The 19,108-nt window shown below is 24.7% G+C and carries 31 protein-coding genes, 1 tRNA gene and 1 pseudogene; 24 read left to right on the top strand and 9 right to left on the bottom strand.

Going from position 1 to position 19,108, the window contains the following annotated elements; genetic code table 4:
• Positions 1-512: 512 nt before the first annotated feature.
• Both AACK93_RS08000 and AACK93_RS07995 read left to right on the top strand, forming a co-directional pair.
• Positions 513-689 (top strand): hypothetical protein, encoded by a 177-nt coding sequence (locus tag AACK93_RS08000; RefSeq protein WP_339024507.1) that lies wholly within the window; start codon positions 513-515, stop codon positions 687-689.
• A 432-nt stretch (positions 690-1,121) separates the two neighbouring features.
• Complete coding sequence (locus tag AACK93_RS07995; RefSeq protein ID WP_339024506.1) at positions 1,122-1,511, top strand: hypothetical protein; 390 nt, start codon at positions 1,122-1,124, stop codon at positions 1,509-1,511.
• 979 nt (positions 1,512-2,490) lie between these two features.
• Here the strand turns inward: AACK93_RS07995 and AACK93_RS07990 are convergent.
• Positions 2,491-2,564: transfer RNA gene (locus tag AACK93_RS07990), tRNA-Gly, on the bottom strand.
• A 911-nt stretch (positions 2,565-3,475) separates the two neighbouring features.
• Here AACK93_RS07990 and AACK93_RS07985 point away from each other — a divergent pair.
• Together AACK93_RS07985 and AACK93_RS07980 are read left to right on the top strand one after the other, a co-directional pair.
• On the top strand, positions 3,476-3,634 hold the full coding sequence (locus AACK93_RS07985; RefSeq protein WP_339024505.1) for a hypothetical protein: 159 nt from the start codon (positions 3,476-3,478) through the stop codon (positions 3,632-3,634).
• Between the two features lie 29 nt (positions 3,635-3,663).
• Positions 3,664-3,876: a hypothetical protein gene (locus tag AACK93_RS07980; RefSeq protein WP_339024504.1), complete on the top strand. Its 213-nt coding sequence runs from the start codon at positions 3,664-3,666 to the stop codon at positions 3,874-3,876.
• A gap of 531 nt (positions 3,877-4,407) precedes the next feature.
• Here AACK93_RS07980 and AACK93_RS07975 read toward each other — a convergent pair.
• Positions 4,408-4,602, bottom strand: a complete 195-nt coding sequence (locus AACK93_RS07975) for a hypothetical protein (protein ID WP_339024503.1) — start codon at positions 4,600-4,602, stop codon at positions 4,408-4,410.
• Positions 4,603-4,668: 66 nt separating this feature from the next.
• Positions 4,669-4,890: a hypothetical protein gene (locus AACK93_RS07970; RefSeq protein WP_339024502.1), complete on the bottom strand. Its 222-nt coding sequence runs from the start codon at positions 4,888-4,890 to the stop codon at positions 4,669-4,671.
• 62 nt (positions 4,891-4,952) lie between these two features.
• Between AACK93_RS07970 and AACK93_RS07965 the strand changes: the two genes are divergently transcribed.
• The 3 genes from AACK93_RS07965 (at position 4,953) to AACK93_RS07955 (ending at position 6,268) form a co-directional block, all read left to right on the top strand.
• Positions 4,953-5,453, top strand: coding sequence for a hypothetical protein (locus tag AACK93_RS07965; RefSeq protein WP_339024500.1), 501 nt, complete (start codon positions 4,953-4,955; stop codon positions 5,451-5,453).
• 176 nt (positions 5,454-5,629) lie between these two features.
• Positions 5,630-5,974 (top strand): hypothetical protein, encoded by a 345-nt coding sequence (locus AACK93_RS07960; protein WP_339024498.1) that lies wholly within the window; start codon positions 5,630-5,632, stop codon positions 5,972-5,974.
• 12 nt (positions 5,975-5,986) lie between these two features.
• Positions 5,987-6,268, top strand: coding sequence for a hypothetical protein (locus AACK93_RS07955; protein WP_339024496.1), 282 nt, complete (start codon positions 5,987-5,989; stop codon positions 6,266-6,268).
• 81 nt (positions 6,269-6,349) lie between these two features.
• Here the strand turns inward: AACK93_RS07955 and AACK93_RS07950 are convergent.
• Positions 6,350-7,465, bottom strand: a pseudogene (locus AACK93_RS07950) (IS3 family transposase).
• 124 nt (positions 7,466-7,589) lie between these two features.
• Here AACK93_RS07950 and AACK93_RS07945 point away from each other — a divergent pair.
• From AACK93_RS07945 to AACK93_RS07875, 15 genes are all read left to right on the top strand, one after another.
• Complete coding sequence (locus AACK93_RS07945; RefSeq protein ID WP_339024495.1) at positions 7,590-8,573, top strand: hypothetical protein; 984 nt, start codon at positions 7,590-7,592, stop codon at positions 8,571-8,573.
• Between the two features lie 119 nt (positions 8,574-8,692).
• Positions 8,693-9,154 (top strand): hypothetical protein, encoded by a 462-nt coding sequence (locus AACK93_RS07940; protein ID WP_339024493.1) that lies wholly within the window; start codon positions 8,693-8,695, stop codon positions 9,152-9,154.
• A gap of 824 nt (positions 9,155-9,978) precedes the next feature.
• Positions 9,979-10,305: a hypothetical protein gene (locus AACK93_RS07935; protein WP_339024492.1), complete on the top strand. Its 327-nt coding sequence runs from the start codon at positions 9,979-9,981 to the stop codon at positions 10,303-10,305.
• 2 nt (positions 10,306-10,307) lie between these two features.
• On the top strand, positions 10,308-10,529 hold the full coding sequence (locus AACK93_RS07930) for a hypothetical protein (RefSeq protein WP_339024455.1): 222 nt from the start codon (positions 10,308-10,310) through the stop codon (positions 10,527-10,529).
• Positions 10,529-10,690: a hypothetical protein gene (locus tag AACK93_RS07925; protein ID WP_339024447.1), complete on the top strand. Its 162-nt coding sequence runs from the start codon at positions 10,529-10,531 to the stop codon at positions 10,688-10,690. The genes AACK93_RS07930 and AACK93_RS07925 overlap by 1 nt, the downstream gene beginning before the upstream one ends.
• A 3-nt stretch (positions 10,691-10,693) precedes the next feature.
• The gene (locus AACK93_RS07920; protein ID WP_339024456.1) at positions 10,694-10,924 is read left to right on the top strand and encodes a hypothetical protein; all 231 of its coding nucleotides are present in this window, start codon (positions 10,694-10,696) and stop codon (positions 10,922-10,924) included.
• A 93-nt stretch (positions 10,925-11,017) separates the two neighbouring features.
• A complete protein-coding gene (locus AACK93_RS07915) occupies positions 11,018-11,332 on the top strand; it encodes a hypothetical protein (protein WP_339024491.1) in 315 nt (104 codons plus the stop codon).
• A gap of 24 nt (positions 11,333-11,356) precedes the next feature.
• The gene (locus AACK93_RS07910; protein WP_339024490.1) at positions 11,357-11,605 is read left to right on the top strand and encodes a hypothetical protein; all 249 of its coding nucleotides are present in this window, start codon (positions 11,357-11,359) and stop codon (positions 11,603-11,605) included.
• Positions 11,606-11,722: 117 nt separating this feature from the next.
• Positions 11,723-11,854, top strand: a complete 132-nt coding sequence (locus AACK93_RS07905; RefSeq protein WP_339024489.1) for a hypothetical protein — start codon at positions 11,723-11,725, stop codon at positions 11,852-11,854.
• Positions 11,855-11,890: 36 nt separating this feature from the next.
• Positions 11,891-12,340, top strand: coding sequence for a hypothetical protein (locus AACK93_RS07900; protein ID WP_339024488.1), 450 nt, complete (start codon positions 11,891-11,893; stop codon positions 12,338-12,340).
• Positions 12,341-12,346: 6 nt separating this feature from the next.
• On the top strand, positions 12,347-12,631 hold the full coding sequence (locus AACK93_RS07895) for a hypothetical protein (protein WP_339024487.1): 285 nt from the start codon (positions 12,347-12,349) through the stop codon (positions 12,629-12,631).
• 2 nt (positions 12,632-12,633) lie between these two features.
• A complete protein-coding gene (locus AACK93_RS07890) occupies positions 12,634-12,882 on the top strand; it encodes a hypothetical protein (protein WP_215826579.1) in 249 nt (82 codons plus the stop codon).
• A gap of 22 nt (positions 12,883-12,904) precedes the next feature.
• Positions 12,905-13,222, top strand: coding sequence for a hypothetical protein (locus tag AACK93_RS07885; RefSeq protein WP_339024486.1), 318 nt, complete (start codon positions 12,905-12,907; stop codon positions 13,220-13,222).
• Entirely contained in the window at positions 13,167-13,304 is a 138-nt protein-coding gene (locus AACK93_RS07880) for a hypothetical protein (protein WP_339024485.1), read from the top strand. The genes AACK93_RS07885 and AACK93_RS07880 overlap by 56 nt, the downstream gene beginning before the upstream one ends.
• 265 nt (positions 13,305-13,569) lie before the next feature.
• Positions 13,570-13,728, top strand: a complete 159-nt coding sequence (locus AACK93_RS07875; protein ID WP_339024484.1) for a hypothetical protein — start codon at positions 13,570-13,572, stop codon at positions 13,726-13,728.
• A gap of 587 nt (positions 13,729-14,315) precedes the next feature.
• On the opposite strand, the gene AACK93_RS07870 is transcribed toward AACK93_RS07875, so the two are convergent.
• The 5 genes from AACK93_RS07870 to AACK93_RS07850 all read right to left on the bottom strand — a co-directional run bounded on the left by AACK93_RS07870 (position 14,316) and on the right by AACK93_RS07850 (position 17,292).
• Positions 14,316-14,462, bottom strand: a complete 147-nt coding sequence (locus AACK93_RS07870) for a hypothetical protein (RefSeq protein WP_339024483.1) — start codon at positions 14,460-14,462, stop codon at positions 14,316-14,318.
• A complete protein-coding gene (locus AACK93_RS07865; protein WP_339024482.1) occupies positions 14,410-15,243 on the bottom strand; it encodes an ETX/MTX2 family pore-forming toxin in 834 nt (277 codons plus the stop codon). Before AACK93_RS07865 ends, AACK93_RS07870 begins: the two co-directional genes overlap by 53 nt.
• Positions 15,244-15,316: 73 nt before the next feature.
• On the bottom strand, positions 15,317-15,598 hold the full coding sequence (locus tag AACK93_RS07860; protein WP_339024481.1) for a hypothetical protein: 282 nt from the start codon (positions 15,596-15,598) through the stop codon (positions 15,317-15,319).
• A gap of 17 nt (positions 15,599-15,615) precedes the next feature.
• A complete protein-coding gene (locus AACK93_RS07855) occupies positions 15,616-16,176 on the bottom strand; it encodes a hypothetical protein (RefSeq protein ID WP_339024480.1) in 561 nt (186 codons plus the stop codon).
• A gap of 450 nt (positions 16,177-16,626) precedes the next feature.
• On the bottom strand, positions 16,627-17,292 hold the full coding sequence (locus AACK93_RS07850; protein ID WP_339024479.1) for a hypothetical protein: 666 nt from the start codon (positions 17,290-17,292) through the stop codon (positions 16,627-16,629).
• Positions 17,293-17,536: 244 nt separating this feature from the next.
• Between AACK93_RS07850 and AACK93_RS07845 the strand changes: the two genes are divergently transcribed.
• Positions 17,537-17,977 (top strand): UPF0236 family transposase-like protein, encoded by a 441-nt coding sequence (locus AACK93_RS07845; protein WP_339024477.1) that lies wholly within the window; start codon positions 17,537-17,539, stop codon positions 17,975-17,977.
• On the top strand, positions 17,961-18,935 hold the full coding sequence (locus tag AACK93_RS07840; protein WP_339024476.1) for an Mbov_0401 family ICE element transposase-like protein: 975 nt from the start codon (positions 17,961-17,963) through the stop codon (positions 18,933-18,935). The genes AACK93_RS07845 and AACK93_RS07840 overlap by 17 nt, the downstream gene beginning before the upstream one ends.
• Positions 18,936-19,108: the final 173 nt, after the last annotated feature.

The following is a 19,108-nucleotide window of genomic DNA, read 5'->3' as shown; positions in this document are numbered from 1 at the left end:
CCTTGAACCACTTCCTATAAATATCATAACTTTAAAATAGAAAAATTTATCCATAAAAAATGAAATAATGTGGATAACTATAGTTATCCACATTATTATCAACATTTATTTACTTTGTAAATATTGAATTTTTAATATTTTTCCACAAATTTTAATAATAACTAAAAAATTGTTAATTACTTGTTAATTAGATGTTAGTAACTGTTATTAAAATTAATTTAAATTAATTAGTTTTTTAATATTATAATTTTCTAAGTCCGAAATATCATTAGGTAAACGAATAATAATTGCAGAAATCATATATATATGACAAGATTTTGGTTTTTACAAGCTTGCTGTTAATTAATAAATAAATACGAGCTCATTTATTTATTACAAGAAATATAAGGTTAAATTAATATTTATTATTTTTAGTTATGCCTTGTATTTCTTTGTTAAAGATAAACAAATTGCTAATGGTTTTAATACTGGTAAAAGTTCTTATTAAATAGATTTTAATGTTTTAAAAGCGTATGATAACCAATTATGAAACGCTACTTGTTAGTAATAAAATGCATTTTTACAATGCCAAAGTTGATGTCATGTATGGAATTAATATTTTTACGCTAACTTTCCCGCTATATAAAAAAAGCAAAATGAAAGCACTGAATATCATTATTTTTTATACGATTTTAACATTTTGAATTTAACAGCTTTTATTGGCGATGGCATAAGTGGGTAATATGGATGATTTAATTCCTACGCCCAACTGTTCTTATTGAGGTTTATTGAGGTTTATTTAGTGCAATATCTTGTGTGGTATTCAGCACACTTTTGTTAGTGTGTTAAATTGATTACTTGGTTCTTTCTGGGATTAATCTTTTAATTCCCTCCCTGCGTTGCGCGCGGATATTGTCAAAACAACAATTAATTTCACGAAAACTGCCTTTCCGGTGTTTGAAGTTATTCCGGCGCTTCAGATGTTGTTTGAATTTGTAGTACCATTAGCAATTTTATTAATGTTAATTAAAAAGTTTTCTTAAATATTTCTAATATTTTTATATAAAATATAATTCCTTTGAAAGGAGGATTTTTCTTTATGTGAAAATTTTTATCAGCTTTAAATTTAGTAAGTAAGTATAATGTTTATTTCTGGATGTAATAAAGGTAACAATATTCTAATTACTGATAATGCAAAAAAATATGAATTAAATTTTATTGAAATTTTGAATAGTAATTTTACGAGTTCTACTAGCAATGATTGAGGTGGGTGATTAAATATTAGTTCTATTAAAAATGAATTGCCTTTTGATGTTTCTAATTCTGCGGAATCTTTAACTTCTTATAAACCTATTGATGGTTTTAAAGATATTCGTATTTTTTATGAGCGTAATGGTAAAAGTGAAAGTAATAAATATTATACTATTGATAAAATTGTTAATGTTAAAATTACATTTTCTAAAAATAAAGATTTAGGTTTTAGTCAATATTTAATAACTTCATTCTTTACTGAAATGCCTAATAAAAATTAATAATTTAATAAATATTCTTGAAAATCGTATTAAAAAATACGATTTTCTTAATTTAAGGAGTTTAAAAAAATGAAATATATTATTTTTCAAGCTGATTTAGCAGATTTAAAATCAAAAATCCAAAGCTGATTAAGTGCTAATTGTCGTAATCATTATTACTTACTATAAAACTAAAAAACGCATCACTGCCTATTTAAATTTATGTACCAAGTCTTTTATGTCCAGTATAGTATGAAAAGTAAACGGACTCATAAAGTTTTGTTATGTAGGAAAATGTTTAAATAATTTTTAATGACAAGCAACGACAATTTAATTATCATTTTATTTAGAAAATAAATAATAAGACAAAATATTTAATATTAATAAACATAATCTCAATAAAAGGTTATAAAAACTAAGGAAAACGCTTATAAAAACAACATTAAAATAAGTTTTTACAACAAAAACAAATATTCAGCGAGGAAAATATGTAAGATTTTGGGTTTATCAAAATCTTACATATTTTCCTCGCTGAATATTTGTTTTTGTTGTTATTAATTATTGTTATTTTTTGGCCATTATCAGTGTCGCTTGCTTTAAAATATCGTTTTCCATTCGTAATTGTTTTAATTCTTTTCGTAAGTAAATTAATTCATTTTCTTCATTACTTTGATATCTTTTGCTTTAAAAGAACCAGAATTATCGAATGATTTTATTCAATTATAAATAGCAGATTTTGAAATACCATATTAATTAATAATTTCAATAATGCTTTTCCCGTTTTAATAAAGCATGACAATTTGTTTTTTAAATTCATCTGTATATGAATTTTTGCTCATTTTTATATTCTACTTTCTTAATAATTTTATTTTATTTGAAAGTCCACATAAATATGGTCCAACTTATTGTAACCTATCCAATTTAACATCACTATTTCCTCACTCTCATAAATTATACAATAAAAAACTAGACTTTTAGAAGTCTAGTTTTATTTATCTAATGGAGCGAGCGATGGGAATTGAACCCACACAATCAGCTTGGAAGGCTGAAGTTCTACCATTAAACTACACTCGCACAATGCAAGCTCATTACAAAATATATCACATTTAAAAATAAGAAGCAATAAGTTTTACTAAAAGTATTTAGAAACCATATACATATGACAAGATTTTGGTTTTTACAAGCTTGCTGTTAATTAATAAATAAATACGAGCTCATTTATTTATTACAAGAAATATAAGGTTAAATTAATATTTATTATTTTTAGTTATGCCTTGTATTTTTTTTGTGCCTCGATAATAATAAACTAAGCTAATTAGTAAACGAAGTTTACTAACAAATTCTGTTAAACATAAATGTTCAAAAAAATAAATATTTAACTTAGTTATTTAACTAAGTTAAATATAACTTAGCTTAATATAACTAAATATATTTTGTAAGGGGGGTGTGTATGTGATAAATATTGAAAATATTTTCTTAAATATTAAAAAATATCTTTTAAAAAAACACAAAACGCAATTTTAATTAAAGCACCTAAAATTCCGTGATTTAATAATCCTATTGGTATTTGATTTTCAAGGCGATTTGTTTATAAAGAAAAATATTAAAATTCTATTTGTATTGGAATAATTAGAAATGGTGAGTATCAGTTGGTTTTAGTTAATAAGAAAGGGTAGGAGTCTAATTTGATTATAGGACAAGAATTGTTAAATTTTTTTATTGCTGAAAAAGAGAATGATAAAAAGGATGTAAGTTTTAATTATTTTAAAAATTAATTTTAAAGGTGTTTTAAGGCGTCTTAAGAATAGAGGTAAATAAAAAAAACATTTTGGTTGATGTTTATAGTGGCGAAGCGGTGCGGAAAGCGTATGCTCCGCCCGTTAATTATCGATGTTAGTTGAGTTATTTAACTAAGTTATTGCAATTTTTTGATTTGGTGTAGTAAAAAAAGTTTTGGAGTTTTAGAAATAAAAATGTGAGTTAATGTGGACGAACCACTTAAAAATTATTGTCGAAAGTTTATATATTCTATTAATAAAAAAACTGGATTAGAACAAAAATTTTGAGCGTCTAAATCTGCAGTTGAATCTGTTAGAACTGATTTAGTCGGTGATAATTGACTTTGTGTTGATATTGCATATTAAAAGATTAAAAAATTAAGGAGAAAAGAAAGATGAGTATATTTGGATTAGTATTTTTTACGATTTTAACATTATTACTAGCATATTGTATTGCAGTTAATATTTATCGGTTTTTTAAAAATAAAAAGAAATATGGTGGTGAAGCAAAACAGCTACCAAAAGATTTTACTTATTCACAACGAATATTTATTGCAAAATTTAAGAAAAATTTATTAGAAAAAGATGGAGAAGAAATTAACAAATAAAAAAAATATTTAGAATATTTTTAAAAGTACATAGATATGACTAAATTTAAATATAATACAAAAATAAATAAAATTAATCGAATTAGGAGTACAAAAATGGTTAGAAAAATTAAAAAAATTAAAAAAATGTTAAAAATAAGAAAGATAAATTAAAAGGCAGGAAGAGAAAAGTGAAAGTATGGTATGGTATTGCTTCTTCAGAAGAAGAACAAAAGATAGATAGAGTATCGCAGTTATCTTTATATATTAATGGTGATAATAAATTACTAAACCTAATCGTTTATGAGCGCGTGATTATGGTGTCTGGTCTGTCATGTAAAGATAGATATTTTTCATGATGCGCGGGTTTGTATTGATGCTATGTTATTAATTAAGGAAGTTGGTTGTTAAATGTTTAAAAAAATAATTATTGAGTTAATTGAATTAATTTATCCGGCTGCCGATTTAAACCACCCCAAGTTGTATTTTTGTTTTCAATTTTAATAATTGTAATGCTCTTCTCAGCCATTATTTTTCTACTCTTTTGACCTTTTAATCGGTAATTATTATGTTTTTAGTTGCTTGAAAAGATTTAGATTGAGAAATGACAAAATTGTGTTTTTGAGATTTATTTATTCAAATTACAGTTATTCCGGTGTGAGTTTCTGGCAAGGAAATTGATTTAACCAAAGAACTATTTTGATTTTTAATAGCAAACATTGCTTTTTGAATGGTATTATTATTCATTGTCTTATTTATGGTTATTTTATTTTATAAGGTTAAATCATATTTTGTTTAGAAAGGGGGGGGTGATTATATGTTTGGAACTTTTCTTGATGTAAAGTAACACCAACCACCAGTAGCAATTGCTGGTGAACCAGCGGTTACTAACTTATGAAAAGCATTAATTAAAGCATTTGGTAATATTTGAACTGATATTATTGGTGGTAATATGCCAAATGTCGTTAATTTCTTTGCTACATATTGAGTTTTCTTGCTTGGCGTGATTATTGGTTTATTTTTAATTGCTTTCAAAATGTTTGAAAAATTAATGCCCGGCAGATAGTAATAAAAATAAAGAAAGTGTGATTTAAGTGATGCTATTGTTTAAAAAAATAAATTTAAGATTATATGATTTTGTCTCTTTAAATCGCACTTTATTTATTATTGTGTGATTATATGTATATGGTGCGACTTTGCATTATTATAATCCTCAAAGTTGACGAATGTTGTTTGATATTATTTATTTATTAATTGCTTTGTACATTTTATATACTAAAATTTCTCATTTCTTTGCTCATCAAAGTTTTATTAATTTCTTATTAAATTCACCTTTAAATTTAATAATTGACGCCTTAGGGGACCCGGGGCCAGGGACCGGGAAAACTGCTTTAATGGTTTTGGCTTCTTACTTATTAAGTGGTTGAAAAACGATTTCTACTTTTTCGATTACCAATAAACAAATGCTTTCATTAGGGCATATGTCGCTTTTAGATTATAATTATTCAATTTTAGATGAAAAATCATTATTACTTTGAGATGAAACTAACTTATTTTTAGAAGGAACTGAACCGACTATAAAGAAAATGATAGGGTAGCCCTCAAGGTTTACAAGAATATTTTGCTTCAACACGGCAATTTACCCATATCGTATTAGCGGGCGGGCGACGAGCCGAACATATATGAGTTAAAGTTCGTGATATTGCGAATTCAATAATTGTTGGTATTAGAAAAAAACCGGTTAGTATCTTTCGTCCTTATTTACAAGTTATTTATGGCACTTTTAAATCGATCGGTAAGCGAATACGAACAATGACGATTAACTCTAATTAATGCAAAAAATGATAAAAAAGGTCGTAAAATCAAGTATCGTAGCATTCCGGAATTAGACATTTATTTCTTTAAATTGAAAATTCCGATGTCAATTTTAAATCTTTATGATAATAAATATTTATCATTCTTGCGCGAATTAAATAATCGTGCTTTGAATGATAATTACCAACATAAATTTTGAAATGATAATGTAATGGATATTGAAGCATTAGAATATTTAAAAATGGAAAAATTCAGTAAAATACTTACTAAGTTAAAAAATAATCTGAATAAGAAAAACAAGTAAAGGAATTTAAAAATGGAAAAATTAGAAAAAATGGCTAGTTTGATTGGCGATATGTTTTATAAAGTTTTTGATTTAATTTGAACTTTAACCATTCCAGGAACAGATATTCGCATTATTATTTTTCCACTAATTATGCTTGTTATCAATCTTGTAATTGGTGGTATTTTAAGTATTCATATTGAACGACCAAAAGTTGGTTTTCGTAAAAAATATCGAAAATCAGTTGCTAATTGAGGAACTAAGAAACAATCATCTACTGGTCCAATTAAAAAATTTAGTGGTAATAAGCCCTAAAAACAGACCATGAGTCAACCAACATGGACGGCGGGCGAATAAAAAGGTAGGTTGGATTGGCAACCCTTTTTAGGACAATTTTTATATAGACATTTGTTTTCTAAAAATAACTGGAGATAAATAATTTAAACTGCCATGTATTCTAAGATTATTGTATCAATTAATGTAATCAAATAATTCAAGTTCTAATTGTGCAAGATCATTGAATTTTCTACCATTAATAAATTCTGTTTTAAAAACTTTATAAGTTGCTTCAGCAACTGCATTATCATATGGACAACCCTTCGCACTCAATGATCTTTGAATTTTAAATGTAGATAATAATTGATTAATTATATTATTTTTAAACTCATTACCTCGGTCGGTATGAAATATTTCAATTTTTGATAATGGTCTAGTAATTCGCATAATAAATAGCTTGATAAACCAACTCCGTATTTTTATTTGGTCCGGAACTATAACCAACAATCTTGCGATTATACAAATCAATTAGGAGACATACATAAAATCATTTAAAACCCACTTTTATATAAGTTAAGTCACTAACGATAATTTCATTTATTTTTCTATTATTAAAGTCTCGGTTTACAATGTTATTTACTGGATCATTATTTACTTGAATATTTTTGCATTTAAGTCTTGTTTTTGTGTGCTTTGATATCAAATTATTGTTTTTTATAATATTTCTAATTTTGTGTTTAGATAGGTTAATACTTTTATGAGCTAATACTACTTTGATTTTTCGAGCTCCATAGACTTGGCGGCTTTCGTTAAATGCACCGATAATTTCTTGATTATAATTATTCACTATTTTCCTTGTGTATTTATTAATTTGATAATAGTAATTGGATTTTGAAATATTTAATAATTTACACATTTTTCTTATTGAATATTTTTTCTTATTGCTATTAATTATTGTTATTTTTTGGCCATTATCAGTGCGGCTTGCTTTAAAATGTCATTTTCCATTTTCAAGTCTTTAAGTTCTTTTCGTAAAGTTATTATTTCATTTTCTTCTAGTGTGCGATTGTCTTTTTCTTTAAATGAAACAGAATTATTATAATTTTTAACTCAACTATAAATAGTTGGTTTTGGTAAATTATATTCTTTCCCTAAATTAATAACACTTTTCCCATTTTTGTATAGCATGACAATTTGTTTTTTAAATTCTTCATAGTATGAGGTTTTATTTCCCATTTTTATATTCCTTCTTTCTTAATAATTTCGAAGTCTATATAATTATGGTTCAACTTATTGTAGCCTATCCACAATATAAATTTTCTCATGCTTTTAAAGCAATAAAAGAGAGTTTTAAGTCGTGATGAGATGCATAAGATTATTTCTTGATTTTTATTGTAATGTTTATTGGTTTAGTCCCTTTGGGCGCTTTCTTTGATACAAAAAACCACCAAAACCTAATATGGAACAATTTTTTATGAAACGAGAAAAACGAGCCACAAATTCTAGTCAATGTGGCGAAAGTCGTGAGTTGGAGTTCGTTGAAATTTTAAATAGTGAACTATGACTTAATTCACCAACAGAAGGTAGTTATAGACTTCATTTTCCAAATGATATTTTACCTAACGATTTGAAAAAGAAAAGCTTATTTTTAAAAGGCCAAGATAATATTGAAAGTGTTCTTAATTTTTACAGAAGTAATGGCATAGATAATAATAGTATACTAATAACAATTCCAAAAATTATTAATGCAAAAATTAAATTTCAATTAATAAAATTTCAGTTATTACAAGTTTGATATATAACTTCATTCTATGCCGAAATGCCCCCCTTACCTTACCCGAAAAAGAAGCAGAGCAACCATTACCTCTACTGAGATAACCAAAAGTGATGGCGAATATCACAGCATAATCAGTTTCAAGATAAGCTAGATTATTTAATGATACAACGCCGGGATTTTGATAAATTTAATTATAGCTATTTATATTGAGTTCCAATTTTTAATTTCTTTGATGATAATTTTAAATATATTAGTGAAATGTCAATTAAATTAAATGGTTTTAAACAAAATAGTAAATTTACTTTAATTCGTAGTTTTGAACCTGAAAACTCGCTATATTTTTTTGATAGTTTAGAATTTTCTAGTTTTGGTAATGTTTTTAGAATTAAAATTTCTTTAGGAATGATTACTTTTTATGAAAATGATAAACAATTAATTAAGTTTATTTGAAAAAATGGTTTTACTGAAGATTTTATTAATGTTTTGTTTGGACAAATTAATTATTATGATAATACTTTTCATTTTCTACGCTATGATGATAAATTAAAGATTGATTTTAAAGTTTAAAGATTTTATGTTTTTTTATTTAAAAGATTTGACAAGTAAATATTATTTTAATTTATTTGATAAAATTTATAAAATTTTAGGTGGTTTTTTTTACACAATTCTTTTGCGCTAGTTTTAATATGGATGCCTCTACTTATGTAGAATTAGATTACAAAGGGATGCAACAAATTCCTAAAAATGTTTTACAAATGAGGTTTTTCTATCGTTCCTTAATTACTTTTTATCCCAAACAATATTTAATTAACTTTGGTTCAACAATAGAAAATAGTGAGAATATGATTTTTCGTTCCTATTTTTTTGTTAAAGATAAACAAATTTCCAATGGTTTTAACACCGGTAAAAATTCTTATCAAATAGATTTTAATGTTTTAAAAGCATATGATAACCAATTATGGAATGCCACTAGTAATAAACTGCATTTTTACAATGCCAAAGTTGATGTCATGTATGGAATTAATATTTTTATGCTAACTTTCCCGCTATATAAAAAGCAAAATGAAAGCACTGAATATCATTATTTTTTATACGATTTTAACATTTTGAATTTAACAGCTTTTATTGGCGGTGGCATAAGTGGGTAATATGGATGATTTAATTCCTGCGCCCAACTGTTCTTATTGAGGTTTATTGAGAGGAGAGGTTTATTTAGTGCAATATCTTGTGTGTGGTATTGTGGTATTCAGCGCGCTTCTGTTAGTGTGCTGAATTGTGATTACTTGGTGTCTCCTTTCTGGAATTAATCTTTTAATTCGCCCTATTCCTATTGCTGTGCTGACATTGCTAAAACAACGATTAATTTTACTAAAACTGCCTTCCCGCGATGTTTGAAGTCATTCCGGCGTTTCAAATATTATTTAAATTTGTATTGCCGTTAGCAATTTTATTAATGTTAATTAAAGGACGCATAAAGTTTTGTTAGGTGGGAAAATATTTGAATAAGTATTAAGACAGTCAGCAATGATTGTCTTTTTATTTTATAAGGTGTTAAAAATTTGTTCTTTGAAAATTAAATACAAGTGAGTTAATAATGTTGGTATGTATTAAAGCACGATAAATTGTGGGTGGTTGCTATAACCAAAAGAAGTTTACCAGTTAATAGATAACATCCTATTAGCTATAGCAATTTGTTTCGTTTTGCAATAAAAAAATGAATGGGTGGATTTCCTAAAAATATACACGCTATTAAATTAGTTCCAAGGGCAGGATGTGGGCATTAAAGTGTAGAAATTTCTATATAAGGGTATGCTAAGTTTAAAATTATTAAAATCTTTATCTAATTAAAAAAACAAAATTTAATAACAAAGCTTGTTAAACACTTAAATCTGCGATATATAAGTGTTTAAAAAACTAAGCTAACTAACTTAGTTAATATAACTTAGTTTATTCATAAGAAAGGTAATTTATTATGAAAAACATTGAAAACATTTTCTTAAATACTAAAAAATATCTCTTAAAAGAAGCGCAAAACGCAATGTTTATTAAAGCACCAAAAATACCGTGATTTAATAAACAAATCGGCATTTGATTTCCAAAGCGATTTGTTTATAAAAAAAAATATGAAAATTCTATTTGCATCGGAATAATAAAAGATAGTAAATATCAAATAATTTCAATTAATCAAAAAGAAAATGAAACCAAATTAATTAATGGGCAAGAATTATTAGGTTTCTTCATTGCCGAAAAAGAAAACAACAAAAAAGATATAAATTATAACTATTTTAAAGGAGTTTAAAAATGAATATTGCGATTGGAATAATATTTATTATCATTTGCATAATGCTATTAGCATATTTTGCTTATAAAATTTATGCCAAAATAAAAATTAGAATTAAATATAAAAATGCCATTAAAAATAATACTGGTAATTTTACAAAAGATGAAAAAGTGTTTATTGTCCGCTTTGAAGAATGAGTTAAAGCTCCTAATTCAAAAGAAAATAATGAGAATAAAAAATAATGTTTTGAGAAATTATTATGGAATTCTTAAAACTGTTTATTCCGATAGAAAAAATGCCTGCACAGGTTGCGTTTATTGCCGGATTAATTATTATTATTACTTTTCTTTTCGCATTAATTTCAATTATGTATTTACCAATAAAAATGATTTTCGGGAGATAAAAAATGACAATAAACTTAAAAGAATTTAATTGAGAACAAATTAAACAAACTTTCTGAGATTTATTTATTCAAATTACAACTATTCCGGCCCACATTACTGGTAGTAAAGAAATTAAATTAACCGAAGCACCACTTTGACTTTTAATAGCAAACATTGCTTTTTGACTCCTAACAGCGATTATGGTGTGATTTATTCTAATGTTACTTTGAAAAACCATATCAGTATTTAGATAGAGGCAAAATTAATGTCAAGAAGTTACATTGTGATGCATTCCCAAAGAAATTCAAAATTAATTAGGAAAAAATACAATCGTGTTAAGGTTAATCGTGGTTTTAACAAATTTAAGAAAAACTTTGAATATAAATGATGAATGTTTTAAAAAGAAAGGGGGTGATTATATGTTTGGAACTTTCTTAGTTGATGCACCAGCAGTAACAAAGATAACAGCTAGTGACGCGATGACTAAATTGTGAAACGCAATTATAACAGCGTTTACTAAAATGTGAGAAATTATTGCTGTTAATATGCCACAAGTCGGTAACTTCTTTGCTGACTACTGAATATTCATTTTTCCATTTATTTTGGCAATATTCTTTATTTGCTTTAAAATGTTTGAAAAATTACTTGGAGCAGTACGCTAACAAAAAAATAAAGTGAGGTGCAAGATGAAATTTTGCAAATGAATAATAGAAAAAAATAACCATTTTATTGAATTAAATCGCACCTCATTTTTAATTTTATGACATTGAGGAGCAATTTGATATGTTTACAACGGTTATTTTAAAAACATTGTAAGCTATTTATTTTTAGCAGGTTGTATTTTAATTTTTCTTTTTAAAATCGGTAATTTAACACAAATTAACAAAGTTATTAACTTCTTAAAAAACTCATCATTAAATATTGTTATTGGTTAATTAGGAACTGGAAAAACCGCTTTTCTAGTATACGCATCAAAATTACTAAAAAAGAAAAAATATCATATCGCCTCAACCTTTCCATTACTAGAAACCCAAAAATTAAGTTTAGGGCATATGGGTTTGTTAGACTTTGATTATCCGGTATTGCCAGACAAAACCTTACTTTTGTGAGATGAAACCAACTTATTTTTAGAGGGAACTGATTGAGAAAAAAATAATACCAAAAACGAAGAAACTGGTATTTAAGAGTATTTTGCTCTGGCACGCCATTTCGGTCATATTGTGCTTGCTGGCGGTCAAAGAGATAAACATATTTGAGTTAAAGTTCGCGATATTGCTAATAATGTGATTGTGGGCATTCGTAAAAAACCCGTTAATATTTTTCGTCCCTACTTAAAAGTCATTTATGGTACGTTTACGAGCATTGAAGAATATGAACGCTGACGAAACACCTTAATTGATGCTAAAAATAGTAAAAAGGGTCGTCGCATTAAATATCGCGATATTCCTGAACTTGATATTTATTTTTTTAAACTAAAAATTCCTTTACCAATATTAAACACTTACAATTCTTTTTACCTAGCGTTTTTAAGAGATTACTTAAATGCAAAAGTGAATCCTGACTATGAAAACAAATACTATAATGACACAGCAATTGATTTAGAAGATTTGGAATATTTAAAAATGGATAAATTTAGCAAATTTTTAAGAAAAATGAAAGAAAAGGAATAATAAAAAATGGCAAATCTCGCAAAAATGGCCGACTTTCTCGCCCAAATGCTTTATAAAGTTTTTGATTTAATTTGAAGTCTTGAAGTGCCGGGAACGAATATTCAACTAATATTTCCTTTATTCTTAACGCTGGCTGTAGAATTTCTTATGGCAATTATTCTTGGATTTGGTAGTCTACAAGTTAATTTAGAAAAACAACGCCAATATGCTGTTAAAAATAAGGGGCGTTTAAGTGCATGAGGAAAAGCTAAAAAGCAAGTAAAACCAATAAAAACCAAACAAGGTAACTAACAATGTTTAAACTAATTATTATTTTTATCTTAATAACTGTTCTTGGATTATTAGCAGGTAGTCATTTTGAAACTTTAACGAACTATATTAGCGAAGGGCTTGCCAATTTCCAAAAGTTTATTACTAGCAATTTAACAATTTTAGAACTATTTAAACCAATGGCACGAACATTTTCGCAACACCCAATCTTTACTATTCTTGGTGTTACTTGTGTACTTATTGCCTTATTTATTGTAATTAAAGGACGATAAAAAATATGAAGGGAGAGTTAAAATGAAAAAAATTTTAGCAAAATTATTTAAAAAAGATAATTCAAAAGAAAAAATGCCATTAAAATTAAGAATTAAAAATTCTTTTAAAAAGCAGTGGTTAAAAATAGTATTAAGTATCATTTTCATCTTTATAAGCTTATTAATTTGTGCATTAATAGTAAGTGATACTAAATGAATAACTGGAACAAGTAACGAATTTAATGATTTTATGAATGAAGAGATGGTTAATTTCTTTGGCAAGTTCAATAGTGGTATTTGGTATTATGCTGGCAGGAATATTTGTTTTTTGATGAGGCGGAGCAATATATTTTGCACTTAAATTTGAAAAATTAATCCGCTTGATTATTCAAAAAATTAAAGCAAAAAGAGCCTTGAAAAATGAAATCAAACAAGTTAATTAATTTTTTAAAAAGATATTGACGAAGAATTTTGCCTTACATTTTTATGATTATTATCTTTTTCATTCCATTTTTAAAATTGGAAATTAATGATTTGAAATTATTATATGAAAAATTTGAAACATTAATTTCACTTATGATATTAGGATATTTGGATATATGCATCACATTAGCTGTAATTATAAATTGTGGTATTGAGTGACTTATTAAAAAAATTAAAGAAAAAAGAACAACGAGAAATAAAATATTTTAAAAAGGAGTGATAAAAATGTTTATGAAAATATTTACCATGATAATTATTAGTTTCAATAACATTTTTACCATTCCCTGAAACATTAACAATGATAAAACAACAACAGAATCAATAATTAGAAAAAAAGACAAAATAATCAAATTTACGAAAAAGAAGTTAAACTTGACAATTTAAAAGAAGTTGAAATCGAGAATATTCAACAACAACATCATGATGAATTAAAAATAATAATAAAAGTTCCTATAATTATAAATAAAAAAAATCTTGAAGAAGTACTTAAAGAAAGACCAAAACCTACAAATGATAAACTTGAATTTATAACTCCTGTTTTTTCAAAAAACAATGAAAAAAGAAAAAATATTGAAGATTTAACAAGAAAATATGGCAAAATAATCAATCAAAATAACAATAGAAAAACATACAAAATCCAAAAGTCTATCCAATTAGAAATGACAATAAATTACTATGATCACTCAAACGGATATAGAATAGGAATAAATCCTAGAAAAACATTTATCATTAAAACAGAAAAATAAGTTAACTAAATTTAAAAACTGTTAAAGTCACTGCCTTAGAAAGATAATTTTCTAAAATAACAACAATACTCTTAAAATAACCAAAAAACTTTTTCATTTTAATTCTCCTTTCTATTTTGTCAAAATAAAAACCAGTAATTAACTAAAATTAATGGTTGGAATATTTTTCTTATTTTTACAAGTTGTTAACAGACCAATTATTTGTAATAAATTTAATATTTTTTATTAAATTGGACGAAAATTAAAAATTGGCTGAGGATCGCTTTCGCTTGTTCTTGATATTGTTGCTTTGCCATTAAAAGAAATGCTATTATCTTCGTTAATAGTAATTTCATCGGGTAATAATAAACGATATTTTTGTAATATTTGCATTACCCTCTGTAATTGATAAGGTGATTGTTTGTTCTTCGTTATTATCATCAATTATTTTAGCAGTAATTATTCCGTTAATTTTTTGTTTTAAATCTAAATTAGTTTTAATTGAAAGTAATCTGATTACATATTGGGCTATAAGACGTTGTTTTGGCTCCACAGATAATTCTTGTTCTGGTGAATGCAACAAATCACGATTTAAAATTAATTCTTGTTCTTGTTTATTTGTGTTTGATAAATTAAAATCCTTTGATAATGTATTTTTAATTTCAGAAGCTTTTTTATTTGAACTTGTAAAATCAGTTAATATCATTTCATCATCAATATTTAAATTTCATCCCTTAGCTATATTTTTGGAGTTATTTATCTTTAACCTTGTGGTGATTTGAAATAAATATTTTGCTTTAGTTTCATAACTACATGACGGTACTTTAATTTTTTGTACACCCGAAGAAGAAGAAGTGTTAGGAAAATTAATTGGTTTAAAACAAACAGCTTTTTCGTCGATTGATTTTAACGAATCTGAAGTACTTGATACTTCAATCTCAGAAAATACTAAGTTATCAATATTAATATCTTTTATTTCTTTAATTTTAGCAATAGAATAAAAGCTTTTATTTGTAAAATCAAAATAAACTGTTTTTTTTAATAAGTCATTTAAATCAATATTATTAATTTCATCTTTATTTTTAATTTTATAATTAACAGTAACTTCGCCACGATATTTTCCTTTTGTTGCTTCAATTGTTGCCGAAGTTGGTGTTTTATTAATGATTTTCATTTTATTTAAATTCAAAAAATAATCATTTTCAAAATTTAAATAATTTATAGTATTTAAAATTGTTTCATCATTATTATCTATAATTTCTTTTAATTTTGTTTTTTTTAATATCTTTATTAAGAGATAATTTAATTTTAATTAAAGATAATGACTTTGAAGAAAAAAAATATAAATTACAATAATCATCCCTAAAGATATTATAAGAAATGTTTTCAATAATTTTATCAATTTCTATTGAAGTTATTATTTCTTTGTTTTTTATTATATATATCTTACTATTTGTTATTAAATAAATAGTATCATCATTATATGAAAATGTTGTAATAATATTAGTAATATTACTAATTTTAGTCACATTTATTTCACCGGATTTTAATGTATATACACCACATTTGTTATAAAATAAACATTATTTTTTTTATCTGTTTCTATTGAAATTACATTGTTATTTATTCCATTTATTTTATTTGGTAATATTTGATCTTTTTTTAAAAAATAAATATTTTTATCAAAAAAATCTTTATAGTAAGTATGATGATTATAATCACTTGTAAAAAATAATGGTTCTAGAGTTTTTCCTTCAATAATTTTAGATAGTTTATTTTCTCCTCCATTTAATTTATATAATCCACCCCCGGTTTTGAAGTAAATTATATCATATTTTTTATCCTTATAAAGGTTAACAAAACTTCCATATTTTTTATTAATTCCTTTAATTTTAGTAGCAGTTGTTTCGCCAGATTTTAACATATATAAACCATTTCCTGAACCAACATATATATTATTGTTATTATCAGCAAAAATATGACTAGTGTGCCCAGTAACACCATTAATTTTGATTGGTATATTAGTGTTTTTTCTTAAAAGAAATGGAGACAATCTTTCGTTATCGAAAAAAAGAAGATAAATATTCTCATTATTATCTATAGTCAATGAAAAAACTTCTTGATTGTTGCTATTTATTTTAATTGGTATTGTTTTATTTTTTTTTAAAATAAAAGCTATATTATTTTTTATGAAATATAAATTGTTGTTTTTAACTATTATATTATTATCGCTGGTGTTAATATATTCTGCTGATTTTATAATTTCAAAAAGCTTTATTTTTTTTGTTTTTAATACAAAAATTTCATTTTTTAATTTAAAATACACATTATCATTATTATCAATAAAAAGGAAATAATTAAAATTATCTTCTGTTTGAATAATTTTATTTATAATATTTTCTTTGTATTTTAAAATATAAAGGGCATTATTAGTTCGAAAATATGCGTTGTCTTGACTATCAATAACAACAGAACTAACGCTACCATTAACATCAATATTTCGAATTTTAGTAGCAGTAGTTGCTTCACCAGATTTTATAATATATATATAAAATTACTATATCCTAACAACATAAACATTATTTTTACTATCTATAGCAATTCTATTACTTTCACTACTTTCACCAGGATACGATCCAAGAGTTTGTTCAATTCCATTAATTCTAACTAATACATTATTTTTTATTATATATAATGATTCACTTAATGAACTATTTTCTCTATCTGTTCCGATGTAAATATTATCGTTATTATCAATAATACCAAAATCAATATTAATATCATTTGTTATATTTAATTTAATTGCTGTTGTTTCGCCATATTTTAATGTATATAATCCATCATTTGTCCCAATATAAACATTATTTTTTTTATCATTAAAGATAACCTTATTTCAAGAATTAATTTCACTTTCTATGCCATTTATTTTTTCTGGAATATTATTATCTTGTTTTAGAAAATAAAAATTATTATCTTTAATAAAATAATTATTTAAAATTGATTCTTTAACTTCTTCAAGTTCTGGTAATACATCAACTTTTTTAATTATTTTATTATTAAATTCTAAATAATCATTTGTAGATAGTGTTTCTATTTTATTGCTTTCTAAATTGCTGGCCTGTAAATTATTATTTTCTGTTTTTGTTGGAACATTGGCCAATATCATCGGCATTATACTTCCGATTGTACTGATACTTGTTAATGTTGCTAATAATTTTTTCATAATTTATCAAATCCTTTTCATGAATTTTTGCTAATTAATAAATTTTTATAGTAATCACTCAACCCCTTCTTAAATTTATAAAGTTTAATTAATACAAATTAATTATAAATAATTAAATAATAATTTCTATCATTTTTCAAGGTTGTTGAATACTAATTCTAGAAAAGCATTTATTTTAAAAACAAAAAATAAACTAACGAAATTTAACTTTGTTAAAATTACTACCAAAGAAAGGTGATTTTTTATGTTAAAAATTAATAATAATGTAAAAACCCTAGAAAACAAGCATTGATTCAGCTTATTTACAACCCATAAAAATATGTACACCAATAAATGTGAACAATTAGCCAACGAATATGAAAAATTAGATGAATACTTATATAAATATCATTATCGGTTAAAACAAGGTTATAAAGTAGTTCATTTTGCATCAAGAACAATTATTACAATTTTTGGTGACGTCACTTTTAAACGACGCCGATATAAATATTGAAATCAAAAATCAGGTAAATTTGAATATGTATGTTTACTAGATAAAGAAATTGGTTTATTGCCCAAACAACGCATTTATTTTGATGTTCAATTTAAAGTTTTAAGTCTTTTAGGTGACGGTAAACGGTATCGTGATGTTTTAGATGCTCTAAATCATTGTTATATTTCAAAAGGTAGTGGTAGTAGTAGGTAGTATTTCAAATATTTTAAATAAATACGATATTGCTGAATATTTTCAATTAGCAGAAAAAGAAACTAAAACTAGAATTGATGTCAAAAATAAGGATTTATATATTCAGCTAGATGAAACATTTTTAGCGACATTAGATCATAAAGCTAAACAAGACCAAAGAGTTCGTTTAGTTACTTTTCACGCCGGACATAAAGAAAAAAATTACAAAAATGCTCGTAGAGAATTAGAAAACAAACGAGGTCATTTTCTAATGTTAAAAGTTGGTAAACGAATAAATACGATGAATTATCGTGATTTATTAATTAAGGAATTACAAAAACATTATGTAAATATTAATTATGACAAAATAATTGTTTGTGGCGATGGTGATACTTGAATTAGAGAAATTGCCAATAGTTTTGGTAATGTTAGATATATTTTAGATGGTTATCATGCTATTAAAAAATTAAAACAAACGGCATTTAATATTATTTTTGAAAATCGTAAAGTAACACTAAATAGTTGAATTAAATTATATAAGGATGGAAATCATCAAGAATTAATCAAAAACATTCGTAATGTTGCTAAAAATGAATTAAATAAAGATATTAAAATAAATTTAAGAAAGGCGAGTAATTATTTCAGTAATAATAAGCATGGTATTCATCATCAAAATTTAGAATGAAATATTGGTTGTAGCATTGAAAGTGATGTATCACATTTAGTAAAACAACAATTAGGATATGGAGCAAGAATATATCATCATAAGAATTTAAATAACCTATTACATTTAAGAATGGCAAATTTAAACAAATTAAATGTATTACATTACATTAATGAAAATATTAATTCAGAAATAGAAATCAGAAAAGAAATATATAAAAGTTCATTATGAAATAAATATAATAAGAAAAATGATGATAGTTGAATTAATAAAGGTAGAATTGTATATACAAATAAATATATTACATTTAAGTAAGTAAAAATATTAGTTAAAATTTAATAAAATTAATAATTTTTCATTGTGCAAAAATTCAATAATATGATAAAATGGTAATGAATAAAAATGACAATAACAAGAAAGGTAAGGTTAGTTTAGTAATTAAATAATATAATTAGCTGATTGTTTTACTTCTTCAAAACAATACCTAA

It is taken from the genome of Spiroplasma endosymbiont of Agriotes lineatus (assembly GCF_964019485.1).
Classification (GTDB): Bacteria; Bacillota_I; Bacilli_A; order Mycoplasmatales; family Nriv7; genus Nriv7.
This window is presented reverse-complemented; position numbering and strand designations above follow the sequence as displayed.